General features: G+C 55.6%; 15 protein-coding genes. 10 read left to right on the forward strand and 5 right to left on the reverse strand.

Annotated features, from left to right (window positions below; genetic code table 11):
• Positions 1-38: 38 nt before the first annotated feature.
• From VHE34_RS07915 to VHE34_RS07935, 5 genes are all read left to right on the forward strand, one after another.
• Positions 39-671, forward strand: coding sequence for a response regulator transcription factor (locus VHE34_RS07915; protein ID WP_325586470.1), 633 nt, complete (start codon positions 39-41; stop codon positions 669-671).
• A gap of 62 nt (positions 672-733) precedes the next feature.
• Complete coding sequence (locus tag VHE34_RS07920; RefSeq protein WP_325586472.1) at positions 734-1426, forward strand: twin-arginine translocation signal domain-containing protein; 693 nt, start codon at positions 734-736, stop codon at positions 1424-1426.
• 3 nt (positions 1427-1429) lie between these two features.
• Positions 1430-2473, forward strand: a complete 1044-nt coding sequence (locus tag VHE34_RS07925) for a c-type cytochrome (protein WP_325586474.1) — start codon at positions 1430-1432, stop codon at positions 2471-2473.
• A 27-nt stretch (positions 2474-2500) separates the two neighbouring features.
• Positions 2501-3100 (forward strand): GDSL-type esterase/lipase family protein, encoded by a 600-nt coding sequence (locus tag VHE34_RS07930; RefSeq protein WP_325586476.1) that lies wholly within the window; start codon positions 2501-2503, stop codon positions 3098-3100.
• Positions 3097-3825, forward strand: coding sequence for an esterase family protein (locus VHE34_RS07935; protein WP_325586478.1), 729 nt, complete (start codon positions 3097-3099; stop codon positions 3823-3825). Before VHE34_RS07930 ends, VHE34_RS07935 begins: the two co-directional genes overlap by 4 nt.
• Here VHE34_RS07935 and VHE34_RS07940 read toward each other — a convergent pair.
• Positions 3820-4719 (reverse strand): S-adenosyl-l-methionine hydroxide adenosyltransferase family protein, encoded by a 900-nt coding sequence (locus tag VHE34_RS07940; RefSeq protein WP_325586480.1) that lies wholly within the window; start codon positions 4717-4719, stop codon positions 3820-3822. The genes VHE34_RS07935 and VHE34_RS07940 overlap by 6 nt on opposite strands.
• A gap of 50 nt (positions 4720-4769) precedes the next feature.
• Between VHE34_RS07940 and VHE34_RS07945 the strand changes: the two genes are divergently transcribed.
• The gene (locus VHE34_RS07945; protein ID WP_325586482.1) at positions 4770-5198 is read left to right on the forward strand and encodes a VOC family protein; all 429 of its coding nucleotides are present in this window, start codon (positions 4770-4772) and stop codon (positions 5196-5198) included.
• Position 5199: 1 nt separating this feature from the next.
• On the opposite strand, the gene VHE34_RS07950 is transcribed toward VHE34_RS07945, so the two are convergent.
• Together VHE34_RS07950 and VHE34_RS07955 are read right to left on the reverse strand one after the other, a co-directional pair.
• Positions 5200-7632, reverse strand: coding sequence for an ABC transporter permease (locus tag VHE34_RS07950; protein WP_325586484.1), 2433 nt, complete (start codon positions 7630-7632; stop codon positions 5200-5202).
• Positions 7633-7770: 138 nt separating this feature from the next.
• Positions 7771-9120, reverse strand: coding sequence for a M20/M25/M40 family metallo-hydrolase (locus VHE34_RS07955; protein WP_325586487.1), 1350 nt, complete (start codon positions 9118-9120; stop codon positions 7771-7773).
• 158 nt (positions 9121-9278) lie between these two features.
• On the opposite strand from VHE34_RS07955, the gene VHE34_RS07960 reads away from it, so the two are divergent.
• Positions 9279-12434, forward strand: a complete 3156-nt coding sequence (locus tag VHE34_RS07960; protein ID WP_325586489.1) for a SusC/RagA family TonB-linked outer membrane protein — start codon at positions 9279-9281, stop codon at positions 12432-12434.
• Positions 12435-12457: 23 nt separating this feature from the next.
• A complete protein-coding gene (locus VHE34_RS07965) occupies positions 12458-14116 on the forward strand; it encodes a RagB/SusD family nutrient uptake outer membrane protein (RefSeq protein WP_325586491.1) in 1659 nt (552 codons plus the stop codon).
• Between the two features lie 30 nt (positions 14117-14146).
• Here VHE34_RS07965 and VHE34_RS07970 read toward each other — a convergent pair whose 3' ends face one another.
• A complete protein-coding gene (locus tag VHE34_RS07970) occupies positions 14147-15184 on the reverse strand; it encodes a DUF4097 family beta strand repeat-containing protein (RefSeq protein WP_325586493.1) in 1038 nt (345 codons plus the stop codon).
• A 41-nt stretch (positions 15185-15225) separates the two neighbouring features.
• Positions 15226-17646: a glycoside hydrolase family 95 protein gene (locus tag VHE34_RS07975; protein WP_325586495.1), complete on the reverse strand. Its 2421-nt coding sequence runs from the start codon at positions 17644-17646 to the stop codon at positions 15226-15228.
• A gap of 57 nt (positions 17647-17703) precedes the next feature.
• Here VHE34_RS07975 and VHE34_RS07980 point away from each other — a divergent pair, with 57 nt between their 5' ends.
• On the forward strand, positions 17704-18615 hold the full coding sequence (locus VHE34_RS07980) for a hypothetical protein (protein WP_325586497.1): 912 nt from the start codon (positions 17704-17706) through the stop codon (positions 18613-18615).
• The gene (locus VHE34_RS07985; RefSeq protein ID WP_325586499.1) at positions 18612-19223 is read left to right on the forward strand and encodes a hypothetical protein; all 612 of its coding nucleotides are present in this window, start codon (positions 18612-18614) and stop codon (positions 19221-19223) included. Before VHE34_RS07980 ends, VHE34_RS07985 begins: the two co-directional genes overlap by 4 nt.
• Positions 19224-19237: the final 14 nt, after the last annotated feature.

The raw sequence follows: 19237 nt of genomic DNA on the forward strand, positions 1-19237 counted from the left end.
TGACAATCGATCCTCCGCGGCTAATTTTAACCCCCATTATGGCCACCACTATCGCCATCTTCGAAGACAACTCCCGGCTCCGCGAAACGCTGACCGTACTGCTAAGCGGCGTAGAAGGGTACGCCGTCTGCGGCGACTATGAGAATTGCGCCCGGGCGGCGGACGTCGTCCGGCAACATCAACCCGACGTGGTGATCATGGACATCGACATGCCCGGAGTGGACGGCATCGAAGGCCTCCGCATTATAAAGGAACACCGGCCCGAGACCTTCATCATCATGCACACCGTGCTGGAAGACGACGATCGCCTGTTCAAATGCCTCTGCGGCGGCGCCAACGGCTATATCCTCAAGAACACCTCCTTCGTCCACCTGCTCGAAGCCATCGAGAACGTACTCCACGGCGGAGCCCCACTCTCACCCGTCATCGCAAAGAAAGTGCTTCAGTTCTTCCGGCCCGCCAACCCGGGCCGCCTTCAATACCATCTCTCCGAACGCGAAAAAGAAGTGCTCAAATACCTCGTAAAAGGCTATAGCTATAAAATGATCGCCAGCCAATGCCACATCAGCCTTGACACGGTCCGCGGCCACATCCGAAACATCTACTCCAAGCTCCATGTCAACTGCGGCCGCGAAGCCGTCTCCAAAGCCCTCCGCGATAATATCCTGTAAACAGCATCATCATGCGATTGACGGCCCCTCCGGGCCACCCTATTTTTGCGGGAAAACGATCTATGCAACGCCCTCCTTCCGAATTGAATGCACCCCGGCGCCAGTTCCTCGGCAAAATAGCCGCCGGCGCCGCCGCCCTCACAGCACTGAACCTCCCCTTCACCCTGTCCGCATCCCCGGCAACCAACCCCGCTTCCCCCTCCGCCGACCCCGATGCCTGGTTCAGCCAGCTCAAAGGCAAACATCGCATGGTCCTCGACGTACCCCGTCCAAATGAGCTTATGCCCTTCGCATGGCCCAAAGTATTCCTGCTGACCAATGCCGCCACCGGCACACCCGAAAAGGAAACGAATGTCGTGGTGGTCCTCCGTCACGAAGGCATCCCTTATGCCTTCGAAGATCGCATCTGGTCAAAATATAAATTCGGCGAAGTATTCAAGATCAACGATCCGAAAACAAAAGCCCCCAGCACCCGTAACCCATTCTGGAAACCCGCTACCGGAGATTTCTCGATCCCCGGCCTCGGCAACGTGGACATCGGCATCAATCAGCTGCAGGACAGCGGTGTGATGTTCTGCGTTTGCGATATGGCAATAACGGTGTACAGCGCGGCCCTGGCAGCCGGAGCCGATCCCGCGGATGTAAAAAAAGATTGGCTGTCCGGCCTGCTCCCCGGTGTACAGCCCATGCCCTCCGGCGTATGGGCTCTCGGCCGCGCCCAGGAACACGGCTGCAACTACATCTTCGCCGGCTAGGATATGTCGCCGATAGGGACAAAGGTGTACGCCATTCTTCTGGTGATAGCCTGCTCCTGTAACACCGGAGTAAAAAAAGACTTTGTCTGGCACCCGCCCGATACGGCTCAGATCCCGGCCACGGATGAAGGCAGGCTCATCCGGTACGGCCGGGATTTGATTGCCAATACCTCCCGCTATCTCGGCCCTAAGGGAAAGAAAGCCGCTATCTCCAACGGCATGAATTGCCAAAACTGCCACCTCGAAGCCGGCACAAAGAATTGGGGGAACAATTATGGCGGCGTATTCTCCACCTATCCGAAATACCGGGACCGCAGCGGGTCATTGGAAACCATATGCCGCCGGATCAACGACTGCCTCCAAAGAAGTCTTAACGGTCAACCCCTCGACACCGCCGGCCGGGAAATGGCCGCCATCCTCGCCTATATGAAATGGCTCGGGCAAAACGTCCCAAAAGGAACAAAACCCAAAGGCACAGGCATTAGGGATCTTCCCTTCCTTAACCGCGCCGCGGATCCGGAAAGAGGCCGCTCCATATACCAGGCCAGCTGTCAGCGCTGTCACGGTGCCAAGGGCGCCGGCACGCCAAACGCCGACAGTACCGGTTATACATACCCGCCACTTTGGGGCGAGAACAGCTTCAACACCGGCGCCGGGCTCTACCGGCTCAGCCGCCTGGCAGGCTATGTAAAAGAGAATATGCCCTTCGATCGTACAAAAGATACCCCGCCACTGTCTGATGAAGAGGCATGGGATGTCGCCGCCTTTATCAACAGCCGTCCCCGTCCGCAAAAAACCTTCCCAAAAGACTGGCCCGACATCACCCGTAAACCGGTTGATCATCCCTTCGGCCCCTATGCAGACAGTTTCTCCACGGAACAACACAAATACGGTCCATTCAAACCGATCAAATTTTTCTATGACAACGACAATCATCGCCGGTCTCAGGGTCCGCCTGCGCCGATCCCTGCTCGGTCCCCTATCCGCCGCATCCCTGTTATCTTAAGTTTACCAATTCGCCCATGGAAAGGGTTCTCGCCCCGATAGCTTATATTTGATAAGCAAACCCCTTCTATGGTCTGGTACGAAAACGAAGTGCAAAGACTGGAACAGGAAAGAGCAGCCCTCACCTACGAACCCAAACTGCTCTTCTACGGCAGCTCCTCCATTCGGCTTTGGGAAAGCCTGAACGAGGACTTCGCAGGCTACCACCCCGTGAACCTGGGTTTCGGCGGCTCCACGCTCGCAGCCTGCGATTGGTTCTTCGATCGCCTCGTTTCCCCGTTCAATCCCGAACAGATCATCGTCTACGCCGGTGACAACGACCTCGGTGACGGGCGTCATCCGGAAGAGGTGTTCATCTTCTTCCAACAGCTGGTGACACGCACCCGCCAGCGCTTCGGCGACATTCCCCTCGCATTCATCTCCATCAAGCCCAGCATCACCCGCTGGAACATCGTCGATAGCATCCGCTATACCAATAAGATCATCGCTGAAGAAATAAAACGGCAGGCCAACAACCTGTACTTCATAAATATATACAACCGGATGACCGACAACGCCGGCTATCCGAAACGGGAATTTCTGGACCCCGATGGACTGCACATCAACGACAAAGGCTATGCTTTATGGAAAGAGATCATTTGGCAATACCTATCGGCGAGGACCACATGAAAAGAGAATACTACAAATGGAACAGCAACCATCTCGGAAGAGACATGGAGCTGCTGGTCTTCGGCCATGCCGGCGACCCCGTACTTTTTTTCCCAACCCGCACGGCTCGCTTCTATGACTACGAGGACTGGCAGGTCATCGACGCACTGCGAAAAAAAATCGAATCGGGCTTTCTCCAGGTCTTCTGCCTGGACAGCATCGACCGGGAAAGCTTCTACTCAAAAGACCTGCATCCCGCCCAACGCATCACCCGCCATCTCGAATATGAAAGATACCTCCTGCAGGAAGTCCTGCCGCTCGTTAGAAGCCTGAACTCCCATCCGACACTCGTCGCCGCCGGCTGCAGCCTCGGCGCCTATCACGCCGCCAACCTCGCCTTTAAATATCCCACCCTCTTTCACAAAATGGTCGGTCTCAGCGGCCGCTATGACCTCACTACCACCATGGAGCATTTTGACGATCTCTTCGACGGCTATATCGACGAGAACATCTACTTCAATATGCCCGGCCGATTCATCCCCAACCTCAACAATCCCGAATTGATCAGCCAGCTCAAAGCCATGGAGATCATCTTCGTCGTCGGCGAAAAAGACGTCTTTCTCGACAACAACAAATCCATCAGCAACGCTCTCTGGGACAAAGGTATCTGGAACGCGCTCCACCTCTGGGACGGAGAATCCCACAAAGCCCGTTATTGGCGGCACATGGTCCAACTTTATCTATGATTTCTTCCTGACTTCCACAGTCCAGTCCCCGCCACTGCCGATCCCGTGTTTAGCCGCAAAATTGCCCTGGTTCAAAGCAAAGGATAATTGCAGCAGGCTGTTGAGATAAGCCAGGGGTTTCCCCGGATCGACCGCCCCAAACGTTGCCGAATAAGGCATATCCCCCCGGTATACTTCGCGACCCCCATGTAGCACCCGCACCTCGATCGTCTCGCCGAATTTCACCCCCAATTGCCGGAACAGCTCGCCCGGTATATTCGTCCATACATTCCCGAATTGAACATCCAGCACCGGGATCGTCCCCCTGATCACCGTTCCCTCCATCACCGCATGCTGATAGGCGATCGACACTACTTCCTGCTTCGGCAGCATCGGCCCGACCTGCTCAAAGGAGATCACCCCCGCCGCCAACCTCGCCCCCGTATACGAATACACATCGCGCCCATGAAAAGTGTAAGATTTTTTGGAATCCTGCCGCCGGTTCACCGCCTCATCGATCTCCCGGATCGCGGCAATACCCAACGATTCGGCGATCAACGTCAGCGTGCCGTTGTCCGGCGTCACGATATATTGACCGGTCTTTGTCAGCAACACCACCGACTTCCTCGATGTTCCCACACCCGGGTCCACCACCGACACAAACACCGTTCCCGCCGGCCAGTAAGGCACCGTCTGCTGCAACCGGTAAGCCGCCTCCCAGATATTATAGGCGGGGATCTCGTGCGTCACATCGAACAGCTTCAGATCGGGCGAAACGCCCATCGCCACCCCCTTCATCTCCGACACCGCCCCATCCTTCAGCCCGAAATCGGATTGATATACAACGATCCTCTTCTGCGCCACGCCGCTAAGTCCGATACAAAGCAGCAATGCCGGTAAAAAACACCTGGTCATAGCTAAAATTTGCCCATTAAGATAGGGGATTCCATCGTATTTTCGGCCACATGAAAAAGATCACTCCTTTCCACGTAGCAGTCCCCGTTTATGATCTCGTCGAGACCCGGGCATTTTATCGCGACGTTCTGGGCTGCGAAGAAGGCAGAAGCAGCGACCAATGGGTCGACTTCGATCTGTTCGGCCATCAGTTCGTCATCCATCTCAAGCCAAAACCCGCCGCAGCGGAAGGCCTCCATCATAACCCCGTCGATGGCCACGATGTTCCCGTCCCGCACTATGGCGTAGTATTGGATTGGGAAGACTGGCACCAGCTCGAGCGCCGCCTGAAGGCAAAAGGAATAAAGTTCGTGATCGAACCCTATATCCGGTTCAAAGGCCTCCCCGGCGAACAGGCAACCATGTTCTTCCTCGACCCCTCCGGCAACGCCCTCGAGTTTAAAGCCTTCCAGGACATCAGCCAGTTGTTCGCCAAGTAACCTACTCTGATCTTAAACTCTTCACCGGATTCGCCAACGCCGCCCTCACGGCCTGGAAACTCACCGTCAACAAAGCAATGCCCACCGCGATCACCGCCGCCACCGCAAATATCTCCCAGCCGATCGTGATCCGGTAGGCAAAATCCTGCAGCCAGGTATGCATGGCCCACCAGGCCAGCGGGAACGAGATCACCGCCGAGATCACCACCAACCGCAAAAAGTCCCTCGACAACAAGCGGATGATCCCCGTCACCGACGCACCCAGCACCTTCCGGATACCGATCTCCCGCGTCCTTTGCTCCGCCGCATAGGCCGTTAACCCAAACAAACCCAGACAGGCAATAAAAATGGCCAGCAACGAAAAAGAAAGCGAGATCCCACCCATCCGCTGCTCGGTCCGGTAGATATTATTGAACTCGTCGTCCATAAAGCTATAGGCGAACGGTTGCGACGGCGCCATCTTCCGCCACTCATTCTCGATCTGTCCGGCTAATAGATGGATATTCTTCGTACCCACCCGCAACGCCAATTGCCCATAGTCCCGCCGCAGGAACAATACCACCGGCGTGACATTCTCCCGGAGCGAATTGAAATTAAAATCCTTTACCACCCCGATGATATGATACTCTTTCGTCTTCTTCGTCTTGATATCGTCGATCTCATACAGCTTCGACTCCAGCGGTTTCTGTCCCTGCATCAGCCTTACCGCCGCTTCATTCACGATCACCGCATTCGAATCGGTAAGGAATTCCTTCGAGAAATTCCTCCCCTCTGCCATCTTCATGCCCAACACCGGGATATACTGATCGTCCACCGGCCAGGTCTGCATGCTGATCGATTTCTTGATGTCCAGGTCAGGCGACAGGAAAATGGCGTCGTCATTCCGGTTGTCCGAGGTGGGCAAATATCCCGTCAGCGTCGCCCCCTGCACACCCGGCAGATTAAGCAGTTTGTCCTTGAAAGTCCTTGACTGGTCGCCCATGACATAAGGATTGTGGACGATCATCACCTGGTCACGGTTAAAGCCCAGCTCCCGGTTATGGATAAAGTCCAGCTGCCGGTAAATAACGGCCGTACCGACGATCAAAAAGATAGAGATGCCGAATTGGAACACCACCAGCGAATTACGCAGCCAGCTGGTCTTGAAGCCCGCCGCAACGTTTCCCTTCAAAACAAGGATCGGGCGGAAGGCCGAAAGGAAAAAGGCCGGATAACTGCCCGCCAATAGCCCGACAACCAGCACCAGCAGAACCATCGAAGGCAGCAGCCAGGGGCGGGAGAAAAGCCCGATCTCCATATGCTTGGCGGAAAGCACGTTGAAAACAGGCAGCAATAAATAAGCAAGACCCAAAGCAAGAACCATCGCAAAACCACTGATCAGCACAGACTCCATAATAAACTGCGAGATAAGGTTTCCCCGCAACGATCCAAGCACCTTCCGGATACCCACCTCCTTGGCCCGGTTGGCGCTTCGGGCCGTCGACAGGTTCATAAAATTCACACACGCGATCGAGAGAATAAAAGCCGCGATCGCCGAAAAAATATAGACGTATTTGATATCCCCATTGGCATCCAGCTCGGCCGTCTTATTACTGTGTAAATGGATCGAGGTTAGCGGCGTTAGTCCAAAACGCACCAGGTTCCCCGATTTTTCGAAATCCGCCATCGTGATATTCACCGCCGCATGGATCAACGGGGCGACATGGTTCACAAGGATCCCCTGGTTCATCTTCGCCTCGAATTTCTTTACATCCGTCCCCGGCCGCAACACGAGATAGGTATTGAAATTGTTGCTCAGCCACCCATCATCAGTGCGTTTAGCCTCCTCCGACTCGGTCAGGGAAAGAAAAAAGTCAAAATGAAAATGTGATTGCGCCGGCAGATCCCTGATCACTCCCGTAACCTTATACGGCACCGAATCATTGATCAGCAACGTCCGCCCCACGATATTCGTCCCGTCAAAATACTTCCTGGCCATCTTCTCCGTCAGCACCACACTCCGCGACTCCTTCAGCGCGGTATGCGGATCACCGGCGATCATCGGCAGCGAAAAAACATCAAAAAGCGTGGAATCCACCATGATCACCGACTCCTCCTTGATATTCTGATTCCCCTTCTTCACCAACCTCCCGCCGTTATTCCGGAAACGAACCTCCTTCACAACCTCCGGATATTCCCTCAAAATGGTCGGCCCGGCAGGAGCCGGTGCCACCGCCAGGATAAAATGATTCCCGCCGAACTTGATCTCCCCATCCAATCGATAGATCCGGTCGGCGTTGGCATTGAAGCGATCATAGCTCAGCTCATCCATGACAAAGATGAGGATCAGCAGACAGGTTGCCAGGCCAATGGCCAGCCCGACAATGTTAATGGCGGAAAACCCCTTGTTCTTCCAAAGGTTCCGCAACGCCGTTTTGAAGTAGTTGCGTAGCATTAGGCAATGGTTAAATCCTTATGACGCACCATCCCTATAAAAGGTTACATTCAGGGACGGCCACGGGCCGGCCGGCCGAGGGCCCATCATTAGCGTAACGGCCCGCGGGCTACTTTTCCAATACCCCGTACAGGGCCGTTATCTTCCAGGAGTGGGCACCACCGGAAGCCCCTCATTTCCCCCCTCCGACACCGCCTGAACCCCAAAAAAATAGTTATCCTTGGAATAAGGTAAATTCGCCTCCGTACCCGCAACAAAGAATTTCCGCTGCCAAACCGGGCTCGTCGTCTCCCGCAGCAATACATAATACCCCTTAGGCTTCCCTGCGGCCGGCGCCTTCCAGGACAGCTGGGTCCCATTGGTAAGATTCCGCACCTCCACCTTCACCTCCTGCGGCATCGAAGGGGACTTCGCCAGGTTGGCCAGGTTGGCCAGATTCATGGCCGTATTCTTTCGCAGGTATTCAAAATCCATAAATTCCGGCAGATCGCCATAAACAACCCCTTTCTCCGTCCGGACATCCTGGTGCTGGTGGTTGTAGTTCTCGTTCATCTCCGTGATCCGTACCGCCGCATACCCGTTCTCGACATAAGGAGTATGATCCCCGCCCCGCAAAAATCGGTCATTGCGATAGATCAGCATCACCTCCAGGTTATCCACATATCGCTCCCCCACCTCTTTTACATATCGCGCAAGCTGCCTCGCCTTCCCGTCATTCTCCAAACCCAGCTGCCGGATATTCCTGGCTTGCTTGTCCAGCTCATACGCCGGAAGCCCCTCGCTAAAGACCCTGACCTGGGTATTATTGATGATGTTCGTTTCGTTACTGTTATTGCTGCCCATGATATCATTGTTCAGCACCGCCTCGATATTCCAGTTGGCAGCCTTTGCCTTCTTGGCCATATAATTGGCGCCCAGCAAACCCTGCTCCTCCCCACTCACCGTCACAAAGACGATGGTCGCGGGAAATGAATGTCTGCTCATCACCCGCACACACTCCATAACAGCCGCACTCCCGCTGCCATCATCATTGGCCCCCGGCGCGTCGTTAACTCCATCCATCACATCCGTCCGCCGGCTGTCCAGGTGCCCGCTGATCAGAAAGATCCGGTTGTCATTAGGGTCAGTCCCCTTCAGCGTGGCTACGGTATTCCCCAAATTGATCGGCTCCTTCACCCGCCGGCCATCCGCCGGGTAGGTCGTCGTATCCACAAATGCCGTCAACCTTCCGCCCGAAGCAGCCGCCCATCGCTGAAATTGGCTAAGCACCCAGTTGCGCGCAGCTCCGATCCCCTTTTTCTTATCGGTCACCGAACTAACAGTGCTCCTTGTTCCGAAAGCAACCATCGATCGAATATAAGATTGCAGACTGTCCGCATTCACTTCCTTAACCATCGCCTCTATTTCCGGATCACGAACAATTGTGGTTTGAGCGTGTCCACTGTACACGACTCCCATTAACAACGCAATAACGAGAAGCTTCTTCATGTGTAATAAGCAGTTTTGACAAATATCCTGCTTTTCTTCAACTACGCGTTTTATTAGTGTATCCCTTTGTTAAATTTTAGTCTCCGCTGCAAAAAAATATCATCCAGTTTCCGCTACCTTCCCGGAGACCTTAACACATCATCAACCAAAACACGCTTATGAGACGACTGCTAATTGCAGCCGCGGCTATTCTATTTGCCTGTGCGCAAGGAACAGCCCAAACGGCAATCACTGTCACTGGAAAAGTCACAGACGAAAAAGGGGCCTCCATCGCAGGCGCCACCATCCTGGTAAAAAATGCCCGAACCGCTACCACGTCGAAAGAGGATGGCACCTTCTCCCTCCAGGTTCGGCCAAAAACCAGGCTCATCATCAGCTATGTCGGGTACGAAGCCCTGGAAGTGGAAGCAAGAGACCAGCTCCGGATCACCCTTAATCCCGAATCAAAAGCACTGTCCGATGTCGTGGTAACCGGCGTCGGCGTCGCCACCAGCAGAAAGAAGGTGCCCATCGACGTGGCAACCGTATCTTCAAAAGATTTCGCCCCTAGCGTCACCACCAACGTCCAGCAGGCCCTCGACGGCCAGATCGCAGGAGCCAGCATCCAGCAGACCAGCGGAACACCCGGCGCCAACTTCAATATCATCCTTCGGGCCGTCAACAGCCTGGACAATACCAATCCGCTGATCCTGGTCGACGGTGTGCAGATGAATTCCGCCAACAATATCAACAACCTTGACCCCTCCACCGTAGACCACATCGAAGTCGTAAAGGGCCCCGCCGGCGGCATGCTCTACGGCGCCCAGGGCGCCAACGGGGTCATCCAGGTGTTCACGAAGAAAGGTGCGCTCAATGGCAAAATGGCCATCACCTTCAACTCTAAGGTCAGCGTTGACAATATCCTCAAGGGCAACCACAATCTCCTCAGCAACCACCACCACTTCGTGACGGATGCCAATAACAACCTCCTGGACGCCGCCGGCCACCTCGTCGCGAAGGATGCAACCGGAATCTGGAGCGACCCCCAGGTGCCTATCGCAACCGCCCCCGCCAACGCCTTCCTTACAAATGACAAGACCTATGACATTCCCACCTACGATCACCTGAAACAGGGATTCCGCCAGGCCCTGACCTTCACGAACTCAGTCAATATCACAGGTGGCACCCAAACGGCAGATTATGCCATCGGCGCCTCCGAGCTCAACCAGCAGGACGTGCTGAGCAATCAGTTCGACCGTACCAATTTCAGCGTCAACCTCGGCATCCATCCCTTTAAAGGGTTCACCTTCCGGACGATCACCCAGGCGATCGCCGGCTACCAGAATCTCCTCAACGGCAACCGGTTCAATATGCTGACGGCCTATAACTTCATCGATTTCAATTGGCGGGACTCGACGGGTCACTATCCCTTCAAAACAAACAATTCTTCCGGCGGATATAATACCCTGTCGGAGAACGAATGGCACCACCAGAACCACCATACGCTCGATATCTTCCAAAACTTCGATGTGGATTATAAGTTCCCGCGTTTCGTGGAACTGGATGCCAAATACGGAATTGACTACAACAATGACGATTTCAAGAATTACTATCAAAATCAAAGCGCAAACCTCCAATACATCAAATTCAATACCTATTGGGGACCCAGCGGACAGGGCGCACTTTTGAACGAGAACACCACGAACGTCTTCCAAAACGGATTATATTCTGCCTTCGTCCGTACCGACTTCGAAAAAGATTTTCACTCCAATCTTCCGATCACGACAACCACCGAGTTCGCCTACGATTACCGCAAGTTCTCGGAAAGACAGTACTACGGGGAAGGTATCGGGCTACCATCCTATCCGCCGCCCTCGATAGGCATTGCGACAACCAAGACCGCCGGCGATTTCTACCAATCGACGATAACATACGGCTACCTGATCAACCAGACCATCGATTGGGGTAACCTCTTCGGGATTTCCGCCGGCGTCCGCTCCGACTATGGCAGCGCTTTCGGTGCCGCTTACAAGGCAGCTACCTTCCCTCGCGGAACCGTCTATTTCCGGCCGTCTGAGCTCATGGAAGGGCAGCAGGGATGGCTAAAAGACTGGAAAGTCCGCGGAGCCTATGGCGCAGCAGGCGTCCAACCCGCACCCTACGACCGCCAACTCACACTCACCCCGGTCACCCTCGGCACGGGAGTAGCCATCGGCAACCCGTCTCAGGCGACAAATGACAGCCTCAAGCTGGCCATCAACTACGAGCTGGAGGTCGGCACCGACTTCACCGTCGCTCCCTTTAATGGTGAATGGCTGCCGCGATTGCTGGTCAACGTCAGCTACTGGAACCGTAAGACAAAAGATGCGTATCAGAACGCCCAGGTAGCGCCTTCCACCGGCTACTCCACCCGCCTGGACAACCTCACCACCATTACCTCCCATGGGGTCGACTTCTCGCTCGACGCCAGTATATACAAGGGTCATACCATCACCTGGGATATCAGCGCCCGCTGGGGATACAGCCGTGCCATCGTGAACAAGATCGCCAATGGCCAGGATGTTGTCGACTTCGCCTTCGCCCTGAAACAAGGCAAGCCCCTGGGACTGTTCTATGTGCAAACCCCCTTGCACTCCGTCAACCAGCTCGGACCGGATGGCAAGACACCCCTCATCCCCGTTGCGCAGCAGGGCAACTACTCGGTTACCAGCACAGGGATGGTGGTGCTCAACAGCGATAACTACGTGCAGTATACGCCAACAAACAATCTCTCCGCCGTTGGTCACGCCTATCCGGACTTCACCTCTTCATTGACCAACCGGTTCACCTTCTTCAACAAACTGAGCCTTTCCTTCCAGTTCGACTGGATCCACGGCAACAGCATCTACAATGTCACCAAACAGTGGCTCTACAGACCGGTAGGCGGAACCGGCGGCCAGGGCGGGGAATCCAGGGACCTGGACAAAAAGATCACCATCCAGGGACAGACCGGGTCCTTCGTCAATTATTATAACTCCATTTACAATGTCGGTCTGCCCGTCTCTCCGTTCATCGAGAATGGCTCCTATATCCGCCTCAAAGACGTATCCATCAGCTATGACCTGTCCCGGTATGTTACCGGTACGAAGGCCATCAAACGGCTGACGATCACCGCCTCAGGGCGTAACCTGCTCACATTCACAAAATACAGCGGTCTCGATCCGGAGAATACCGGCGCCTATGACGAACAGGGCAACAACCTATCGGGTCAAAGGATCGGGGCCTTCACCGGTGTGGACTATTACGGCACGCCGAACCTCCGGTCCTATCAGTTCGCCCTGAATGTCGGATTCTAATTGATCAACTTAATCTTACTAAAATGAAATTTCAACGATATCTTCTCTTGTCCACCGTTCTGATCCTGGGCGCGTGTAAAAAAACGATCCTGCAGCTCCCCAATCCCAACGCGCCTACGCCCCAGGGCTCCCTCGTCACAGAAGGCGGGATAGATGCCTTCGCCCAGGGCATTTTCTACAAATGGATCGCCTTCGAGACGGGCGATGGCAATCTCAACTTCTTCGATATCGCCTGGTATATGGAAAGCAATATGGGCGACGAAGACTTCACACCTTATTCCAACTACGGCTCCCGCTATCCCATGAACATCGCCAGCATCACCCTGCCGGCACCCTATAACACCGTCGTGAAAAACCCATCCGGCTTCGCCACACAACTGAAGATCCTGCAATCTTTTAACACCCGCGCCGCCGGTGATGGCAATTCCATTCAATACGAATGGGATTGCTTTTACTTCGTCAACTCACAAGCAAATGCCTTGCTGACGGCCCTCGACAATCCCGCCCTCAAGCTCACCGGTGATGCCGCTACCAAGAAAAAACTACTCCAGGCATGGGCCTACTACTGGAAAGGGTATTCCTACTCCAAGATCGGCTCGATGTATCTCGCCGGCGTCATCGATGACTCCCCCGATAGCTCCGCCAAAGGGCTGACCAGCAACCTGTATGTTCCGCATGACCAGGTCATCGCCGCCGCCAATAAAAATTTCGAGCAGGCCGCCGCCATCTTCGGCAGCATCACCGAAAATGCCGATTATGATGCCACCTTCAAAGCGATCATCCCCACTTTCAATTTGCCCAACAATATCATCACCCCCGCTATGTGGGTCCGGCAGATCAAAAGCTTCGAGGCCCGCAATTACCTGGTAAACCGCAAAGTGGCGGCCATGACCGCGGCCGACTGGACGGCCGTGCAGAACCTGGCAGCCGCAGGCATGACCCAGGGAGACTTCACCCTCCAGTGGGGCGTAGCTCCCCTCGGCGTGCCCGATCTCACCAAAGGTCTCCCGTCCTTATTCCACCCCATGGTGCTGCATACCGTTCTTGGCGGTCTGTCCTTCATCAGCGAACGATTGGTGCAGGATATCCGGCCGGGTGACCAGCGCCTCAACTACTTCGCGCCCTATCCGGGAGGCGCCGTAGTCAACGTCCTCAACCGCGGCATCCAGTTCGGCACCCGGTACATCGCCCAGGACATCGAAAAAGGCGGCAAATACGCCACTGAGAACTATTCTTCCTCGGCTACCGTCCCCATTGCGCCCACATGGGAGGAGACCGCCCTGATGACGGCCGAGGCCGATATCTATACTGGTAACGTCGACGCAGGAGTGAAATTGATCGACCAGGTGCGCGCTTCCCAGGGGGCGGGGCTGCCGGCCCTCGGAGGCACCGGCATTTCACAGGACTCAGCCATCGCCCATCTCCACAGCGAAAGACGCATCGGACTCTACCTGCACAACGTGTCCTGGTACGATGCCCGCCGCTGGGGCATCACCACACCCGCATCCCAGGGCGGCGGCCGGATCGGCAATATCGTAGTGCCCGGCAGCCTGATCGGCTCCAGCGCCGCCCAGGTGCTACCCTGCTTCATCGACTATTCCTTCTCCGATTACTGGGACATCCCACAAAACGAGCTCGACTTCAACCCACCCGACGCAAATTCAGCGCCGGTGCGCAATTAAGAAGAAGCCCGCTGACGCGGGCTTCTTTTATTATTTAAAGCTCACATGCACGCTTCCCCCATTCCCATCTACCTTCACCGGGATCCCACCACCATTCAGCGTACCCCGGATATGATGCTCATCCTGGTCCCCACGGAAGTTATTCATCGCGGTCACATGTACCCGCTCCCCACTGATCCGCAGATCCATCCCCTGGTTACCCGGCAATTGAACCGTGATGTCCCCGCTGGAATTGGAAAGGTTCACATATTTCCCCGCAGACTGAAGATTGACATGGATATTCCCACCACTGGTCGAGGCCTCGAGACTGGCGCTGACATCGCCGAGATCGATATTTCCACCCGACGTATGCGCGTACAGCTCCCCGGTTATCTGCCCGCCCTCTACCTGGCCGCCCGAGGTAGTCGCCCGGATGCTGCCCTTGACGCCACGAAGCCCGACATTCCCGCCGCTCGTCTCCAGTTGGATCTTCCCCTCGCAATTCCTGGCGTCCATATTTCCTCCGCTGGTCTGCAGGTCGATATCGTTCCGGCTGTCGCTGATCGTTACGTTTCCACCGCTGGTCCGGCCGATGATCGCCCCGACAAGATGCTCGGCGTCGATATTCCCACCGCTGGTCCGGAAATCCTCATTCCCCGAAAGATCTTTCAGATCCAGGTTCCCGCCACTGGTCCGCACATGCGAGCTGACCTCCACCGGGGTGAAGATGCGGAAGGAAATGGAAACCCCATGATTATTATTCCAGTTGAAAGTCTTTTTCCCCTTGGCAACCGCCACCAGCTTATTCCCCTGCAGCTCCACCGTCAGGTCGTATTGCTCATCCAGCCGCTGCTTTATCTCCTCCCGGCTCAGGTTCCACCGGCCATTGTTCCCCTGGACATATACCTCCACCCGGGCCTCCCCGGTCGTCGTTCCAACAACCGAGATATTCCCCCCCGAGGTCTGGGCTTCCAACTCATGCACCGCTCCCCGGGCAAAACTCTTCTGAAGATAGGGTTCATGGTCACGCTGGGCATACAAAGAAACCACGGGCAACCCAAAAGCCAGTAAAAACAATACTTTTTTCATAAATAGCAATTTGCGTTAGGACGTTTCATCCATTGATAAAGTTACAGCCCAAGCACATACCGTCCCCCTTTTTTGGCATTGAAAGTCAATACCCAACCATCGGCAGTCTTTTTAGACGCCAAACCTACCCCAATTAGCCGCATCGGCCCTGCCGTCCGCACCCGGCAGACCCCATCCACCCGCGGTCGGATCACCGCAGTGGTCACCTTCCCCGCCTTCCACTCCACATCCACGACAAATCCGCCCCTCGCAACCAGGCCCCGGAAGGCGCCCTCTTCCCAGGCATCCGGCAGCGCCGGTAACAGGGACAGTTCCCCATCCTGGCTCTGCAACAGCATTTCCGCGATACCTGCCGTCCCGCCAAAATTTCCGTCGATCTGGAATGGCGGATGTGCGTCGAAAAGATTGGGATAGACACCACCGCCCCCATGCATATTGATATCATTCTCCTTCGTCAGCCGCAACAGGCTGCGAAACAGCCGGTAGGCATGATTCCCATCCCGCAGCCTCGCCCAAAGGTTCACCTTCCAGGCCATACTCCAACCCGTCCCCACATCTCCCCGCAGTTCGAGGGACTTCTCCACCGCCTTCGCCAGATCGGGCGTCCGGGCCACCGAGATCTCATCGGCCGGGTAAAGCGAATAAAGATGCGACACATGCCGGTGATGCGGGTCCGGCGACGGATAGTCCTTATACCATTCCTGCAATTGCCCCTGGGCCCCCACCTGGTATGGGAACAACCTCTTCTTCGCCTCCCCGACCCGGGCCTGGAATCCCGCATCGCCGCCCAACACCTTCCCCGCCTCTAACAGCGCGTCGAACAGATCACGACAGATTCCCATATCCATCGTCGTAGCCACACTCACATCCCCGACCTTCTTATCCGCATAGATAAAATCATTCTCCGGCGACATCGACGGCGCCGTCACTAACCGCCCCTCCGCATCCTTCACCAGCCAGCCCAACACAAATTCCGCCGCCCCCTTCATCAAAGGATAGGCCGTACCCCGCAGGAACGCCGTATCCCGCGTAAACAAAAAATGCTCCCAGAGATCCCGCACCATCCACGCGCCGCCCATCGGCCAGTTCGCCCACTTCGGTTCCCCCTTGCCCTTATCCCCCACCGGCGTCGCCAATGCCCAGATATCGGTATTGTGATGGACGACCCATCCCGGCGCGCCATAGAATTCCTGCGCCGCCCGCTTACCCGTCACCGCCAATGCCTCCAACAACCCGAACAGCGGCGCATGCATCTCGGATAAATTGCATTCCTCCACCGGCCAGTAATTCATCTGAACGTTTATGTTACTCGTATAATTCGAAGACCACGGCGCCCGCAGCTCGGCATTCCAGATGCCCTGCAGATTCGCCGGCACCCCCGGCGTCCGCGAGCTGCTCATGAGCAGGTACCGGCCATACTGAAAATACAAAGCCTCCAACCCGGGATCGGCCCCACCCTTTGCATACGCCGCCAATCGCTCATCCGTGGCGGACACCCCGGTATGCGTCTCTCCCAATCGCAATTCTACCCGGTCAAAATATTTGTGCACATCCGCCAGGTGATCCGTCCAAATTCGCTCAAACGGCTTATCCACTACCCGCATATTCGGATCACCCTCCGGACACCGCAGCGCACCCTTAAAATTCGTCCCCATCGAAACATACAACACCAGCTCCGACGCACCCTTTACCGTTATCCCACTCGTATCCCTCGTTACCGACCCGCCCTTATTCGCCACCCGGGCCCTCATCGCCCACCGCATCCCCCGGCAAGGGTTATTATCCTCATACACCACGGGGTTATCACTTTCCACATAACTGGGCTCCACATGCGCCGGCGTTTTTCCATTCATTTCCCAGTACCCCGCCCCCGTCTTCTTCTCATTTCGCAACAGACTCGTTGCCCCGATCGCCACATTCAGCGCACCCATCCTGTCGCAAATCCATCTCACCACCATCACCTGGTCCGGCGCCGACACAAACACCTCCCGGGTATATTGCACTCCATCCACCCTGTACAACGTCCTCGCCACCGCATCCCGCAGGTTCAACTCCCGACGGTAATCCGATACCTCCTTCCCGCCCAGCTCCTGCCGGATCACCAGCTCTCCCAACGGCAAATAACTCTCCGACCACACCCCCTGCATCTTCCTCGCCAACCGCTCCGCCTCGGAATAGTCCTCCGCCATCACCGCCTTCCGTAACTGCGGCAGATACTGCCGGGCCTCCGGATTGATAGATACAGGCACCGGCCCGCCCGACCACAACGTCGCCTCATTCAACGCGATCCGCTCCTCCCGCACCCCGCCAAACACCATCCCCCCGATCCGCCCATTCCCCACCGGCAACGCCTCCGTCCATATCTTCGCCGGCTCCCCATAGGTCAGGATATTCTTCTGCGCCTCCACCCCACCCCAAAAAACGAAAAATGTAACAAACCATAACCCATAACGTATATACATAGTGCCCTGTTTATGTGTAGGAAGTTAACCAATATCCGGTAAATTTGCACCGCAACCATGAACCGCTTCGCACCGATCAGGATTATACTGCTTCTTCTCACCCTCGCCCTTGGGCGCGCCGGGTTCGCTAATATTGACACCGCCCGGCACACCTCTGCCAGCCAGCAAGCGCTCGAATTAATAAAAAACATAAAACTCCCCGACTCCAGCATCTGGTGGCCCAATATCAAGCTCAATCTGTTTATCGAGAACCTAAAAGCCAATATAACTGAACCCCTGAAAATGTACCAGGGCAGCAACACCAATTTCTGCGGCTACGCCGCCTTCTCCTACCTCCCCCTGCAGGACGATCCGGTCGGCTGGACCCACTTCATGCTCACACTCTACCTCAATGGCGAAGCCGAATGGAACAACATCGTCTTTCGCCCCTCCAAAGAGATCCACCAGGCCGCCGGAACCCTTCGCTTCAAAGGCATCCTCGACATCCGCCCCGCCGACCAACTATGGTTCCTCGCCCTCGCGGATCACTTCCGCAGCTATCTCAACTTTTTCAACCGCCGGTTCCACCCCGGTTCCGAAGACACGTTCTGGGCAGCCTGCAACTACGGCAAGTTCAATCGCATGATCCGTCAAATGCTGGGATGGCACGTGACCGCCCATGGCTCCGACCTCTTCCGGCCCCATTTCCACGATCTCTTCGACTATCTCACCAACTGCCTGCAAACCGGCACTACCTATCTCTATGTCAACAATACCTACCTTCACAAAAAGAACCACAATAAATTCAGGGGAAGCTTCCCGACCCACTATATCGTCCTGGAAAGCATCACAAGACTCCCCGGCGACGGAGACCGGGTCGATATCATATACTGGGACTATGGCGGCCGCACCCTCCGCCAGGTAGACCTCCGGTTCCTGAAGAAAATACTCTTCGGGGTCAGTCACTGCACCCCACCCCAACACTCATGAGAACGATCCTGCCATATCAGGCCCTCCTCATCGCCATCTTCGTCATTACCGCAGGCGCAACTTCCTGCACAAAGCTCAACATCACCAAATATTATCGAAGACACCATCCCGCCCTCGACAGCATCGAGGACACCTATCGGAAAGCATACAGCAAAAAACCCTTCTCCATCGAATTTACCGACCGGCCCTTCGATCGCGTCTCGCTGGAGCTCATCACCGACACCCTTACCTATATCTACGAATATCGCATCGGGGAGACCCGGCTGCAGGATACCCTGAAAAAATACGGCTACGACAGCCTCCCCATCGACTGGCTCATCACCCGGATGCACAGCATGGAATGCACCTGGATAGACAAGCTCGACTACTACGAAGAACAACAGCGCCACTCCCTTATCTATCTTTCCCTCTGGCCCCGCGCCTTCAACTCCCCCTTCGTCAACAAGAAATATTATATCCTCACCTACTTCCAACAACCCCAATACTTCGACAACCAGGGCCGCCTGCTCAGCGGCCGGCGCCGCCGCCATATCCGCAAGATCAACGCATCCGTCTTCTTCCGCCTCAATGACAAGGTCGCCTACACCATCTCCGACCGGTTCAGATGATCTCGCAAAAACGA

It is taken from the genome of Puia sp. (genome assembly GCF_035546395.1).
Classification (GTDB): Bacteria; Bacteroidota; Bacteroidia; order Chitinophagales; family Chitinophagaceae; genus Puia.